Below are 3304 nucleotides of genomic sequence, written 5' to 3'. Positions count from 1 at the left end.
CCCCGTTGCCCCCGGAGGGTGCGGCGCAGGCGCAGGCGCAGCGGGCGGCTCAGCCGCTGCCCGCAGAGACGGCCGCGCCCGTCGACCCGAACTCGACGCAGGGGCGCGCGATCAGCGTGCGGACGCTGGGCCAGGGAGTGCCGTTCAACCGGCAGGCGGCCCACGTGCAGCAGCCGTCGGGCGTGCCTGCCGCACGTCCCTCGGCCGCTTCCGCGCCGCAGGCAACGGGCGCGCCCTCGGCGACGCCACCCCCGCACCAGTCGGGCGGATCGGGCCGGCGCCGCAAGCTCGGCACGCCGCCCGACCCGGCCGCGCGGACGGAGCAGGCCGGGCGGAGTGAACAGACCTCCCGCCAGGAAACGGCGCCGCGCCTGGAGCAGGCCGCTCGCCCGCATCCGGCGGCCGAGCCGACGCCCGCGCAGGGCACCGCCCCGGCCCCGGCGCCCGTCCCGGCGCAGCCGTCCCTCGCCGGTCAGTCGCGGCTCGCGCAGATGACCGAGGGCGGTGGACGGTCGTACGCCATAGGCGCGCCGGACGAGAACGCCGCCGAGGGACCGGAGCCGCTGGACGGGCCGGGTGGTGCCGTCGAGGTGGCCGATCCGCCGCTGCCGCAGCCGATGGACGACGAGTTGCCGCCGGAGCCGCTGGACAACCCGCGGCGGCTGCTGGTGTGGCCCGCGCCGGACGTCAGCACCTCGCAGGCGCTGAGCGACCGCGGTTACCGGCCCGTGATCGTGAACTCGCGCGAGGAGGTCGACGCGCAGATCGCGGCCTTCCCCGCCGCGCTGTTCGTCGACCCGCTGACCGGGCCGATCACACGTACGGCGTTGCAGTCGCTGCGGCAGGCCGCCGTCGCCGCCGAGGTGCCCGTCCTGGTCACGGCCGGACTCGGGCAGGCCTCGCGGGACGCGGCGTACGGTGCCGATCCCGCCGTCCTGCTGAAGGCGCTGGCGCCGCGCGACAGTGAGCAGCACCCGCCGCGCGTGCTGCTGATCGAGGAGCACGCGGAGATCGCGCTGGCGTTGACGGCGACGTTGGAGCGGCGCGGGATGCAGGTCGCGCGGGCGGCGAGTGACGCCGACGCGGTGACGCTGGCGGGGCAGTTCCGGCCGAACCTGGTCGTGATGGACCTGATGCAGGTGCACCGGCGGCAGGCCGGGATCGTGGACTGGCTGCGCGCGAACGGGCAGCTCACCCGCACCCCGCTCGTCGTCTACACGGCCGCCGTCGACCAGGCCGACCTGCCGCGGCTGGCCTCCGGAGAAACGGTGCTCTTCCTCGCCGAGCGGTCCACCAGCGGCGAGGTGCAGACCCGGATCGTCGACCTGCTGTCCCGGATCGGAACCAACTAGGACCGTCCAGGACCGTCCGGAACCGTCCAGAACCGTCGAGGACCGTCCGGAACCGTCCGGGCGCGCTATCGGGCCGTGAGGCGGCGGGCCGCCTCCTTGACCGAGGTGCGCAGGCGGTCCCGGTCGGGGTCCTCGCCGCCGACCAGGATGCGCCGCATCTGCGGCACGACGGCGGTCCAGTTGGCCAGGGCCGTCAGCAGGAACAGCAGGTCGGCCGCGGGGATCGCGTCGGTGACGACGCCCCGGTCCTGGCCGTCCTGGAGGGCGGCGACCTTGCGGGCGTAGTGCTCCCGGCGGTCGGACTCGTGGGGCAGTTCGGCGCTGCCGTACTCCAGGCCCTCCCAGAAGAGCAGGCGCAGCAGCTCCGGGTGGGCGGCGTGGTAGTCCATCAGGCGGTCGATCCAGCCCTCGATGTCGTCCGGGTCGATGGGGACGGCCTCGGCGAGGTGGAGCATCTTCCTCTCGAGGACGATCGCGAACAGCTCCGCCTTGTTGCCGAAGTAGGCGTAGATCAACTGCTTGTTGGCCTTCGCCTCGGCGGCGATGCGGTCGATGCGGGCGCCGGCGATGCCGTGCCGGGCGAATTCGGCGACCGCCGCCTCGAAGATCCGGACCTTGGTGGCCTCGGGGTCCCTTGCTGCTCCCATGGGGGAGAGGGTAGCGCGGCAGGTAACCAACTGTTTGGTTGACAGGGAATCGGAGGGCGGCCCACACTGTTGCCCCATTATCCAACCAACCAGTTAGTTGTTAGAGCCGACTCCAAGGAGTCCCCCTTCCATGCCGTCAGCGACCACAGCCACGACCACGTCCCGCGAGGCCGGCACCGCCCCCGTGCGACCGGCGCATACGCCCGCCCCCGGTCTCTTCCTCACGCTGATCGCCGTGTGCAGCGCGGTCACCGCCGCCAACATCTACCTCGCCGCGCCGCTGCTCTCGCTCATGGCGCGCGACTTCGGCTCGGCGCCCTCGGCCGTCGCCTGGATCGCCTCGGTCGCGCAGCTCGGCTACGCGGTCGGCCTGCTGTTCTTCGCCCCGCTCGGCGACAGCGCGAACCGGCGCCGGCTGGTCGGCGGGCTCACGCTCGTCACCACCGTCGCGCTGGTCGCCAGTGCGGCCGCCCCGGGTGTCACTGTCCTCGCGGTCGCCGTGTTCGTCGCCTCGGCCGCGACCGTCATCCCGCAGCTGCTCGTCCCGCTGGTCGCCGAACGCGCCCCGGCCGAGCGGCGTGCCCGCCATGTCGCGGCCGTCATCGCGGGCCTGTTCACCGGCATCGTCGCGGCCCGGGTGCTGGGCGGACTGGCCGGGCAGGCCTTCGGCTGGCGGTGGGTGTTCGCGGGCGCGGCCGTGCTCACCCTCGTCCTGGGGCTCGCGACCGCACTCGTCCTGCCGTCGCAGCGGCGGCGGGAAGGCCCGCTGTTCGCCGGGCTCGCCGCGCTGCCCTCGGTACTGCGCCACTCGCCCGACCTGTGGCGCGCCTGCCTGCGCCAGGCCGGGATGTTCGGGGCGTGGAGCGCGCTGTGGACCGCGCTCGCCCTGCTGCTGACCGGGCAGGCGTACGGGCTGTCCACCGCGACGGCCGGGCTCTTCGGGCTCTTCGGACTGACGGCGACCGCGGTGGCACCGTTGGCCGGCGGACTCGTGGACCGGTTCGGCGCGGCGCGTGTCGTGCGGTCCGCGTATCTGCTCGCCGCCGTGTCCGTGCCGCTGTTCTGGCTGGGCGGGCACACACTGGGCGCGCTGTTCGCCGCAGCGGTCCTGATCCACGCGGCACTCGTGGCGTCCCACGTCGCCAACCAGACCCTCGCCCTGACCGCCACGTCCACCCCGGCCACCGCCAACACCGCCTATGTGGTCGCCGGCTTCGCGGGTGGCGCCGGCGCCTCGGCTCTCGCCGGGTTCGCCTTCAGCCACTTCGGCTGGGGTGGGGTGTGCGGGGTGGCGGGCTTGTGGCT

The 3304-nt window shown here is 74.3% G+C and carries 3 protein-coding genes; 2 read left to right on the top strand and 1 reads right to left on the bottom strand.

What is annotated here, in order from left to right:
- The coding region (locus tag CA983_RS41890; protein ID WP_143645753.1) for a response regulator at positions 1-1352 on the top strand (1352 nt) is incomplete at its 5' end.
- Between the two features lie 65 nt (positions 1353-1417).
- Here CA983_RS41890 and CA983_RS41885 read toward each other — a convergent pair.
- Complete coding sequence (locus CA983_RS41885) at positions 1418-1999, bottom strand: TetR/AcrR family transcriptional regulator (RefSeq protein ID WP_086605882.1); 582 nt, start codon at positions 1997-1999, stop codon at positions 1418-1420.
- 130 nt (positions 2000-2129) lie between these two features.
- Between CA983_RS41885 and CA983_RS41880 the strand changes: the two genes are divergently transcribed.
- The coding region (locus CA983_RS41880; protein WP_107500350.1) for an MFS transporter at positions 2130-3304 on the top strand (1175 nt) is incomplete at its 3' end.

This window comes from Streptomyces swartbergensis (assembly GCF_002148965.1).
GTDB classification, from domain to species: domain Bacteria; phylum Actinomycetota; class Actinomycetes; order Streptomycetales; family Streptomycetaceae; genus Streptomyces; species Streptomyces swartbergensis.
The sequence above is the reverse complement of the archived record's forward strand: the minus strand, read 5'-3'. Positions and strand labels throughout refer to the sequence as shown.

Coding starts and splice junctions, on each gene's coding strand:
- CA983_RS41885 (WP_086605882.1), bottom strand. CDS start 1,999: ATGGGAGCAGCAAGGGACCCCGAGGCCACCAAGGTCCGGATCTTCGAG.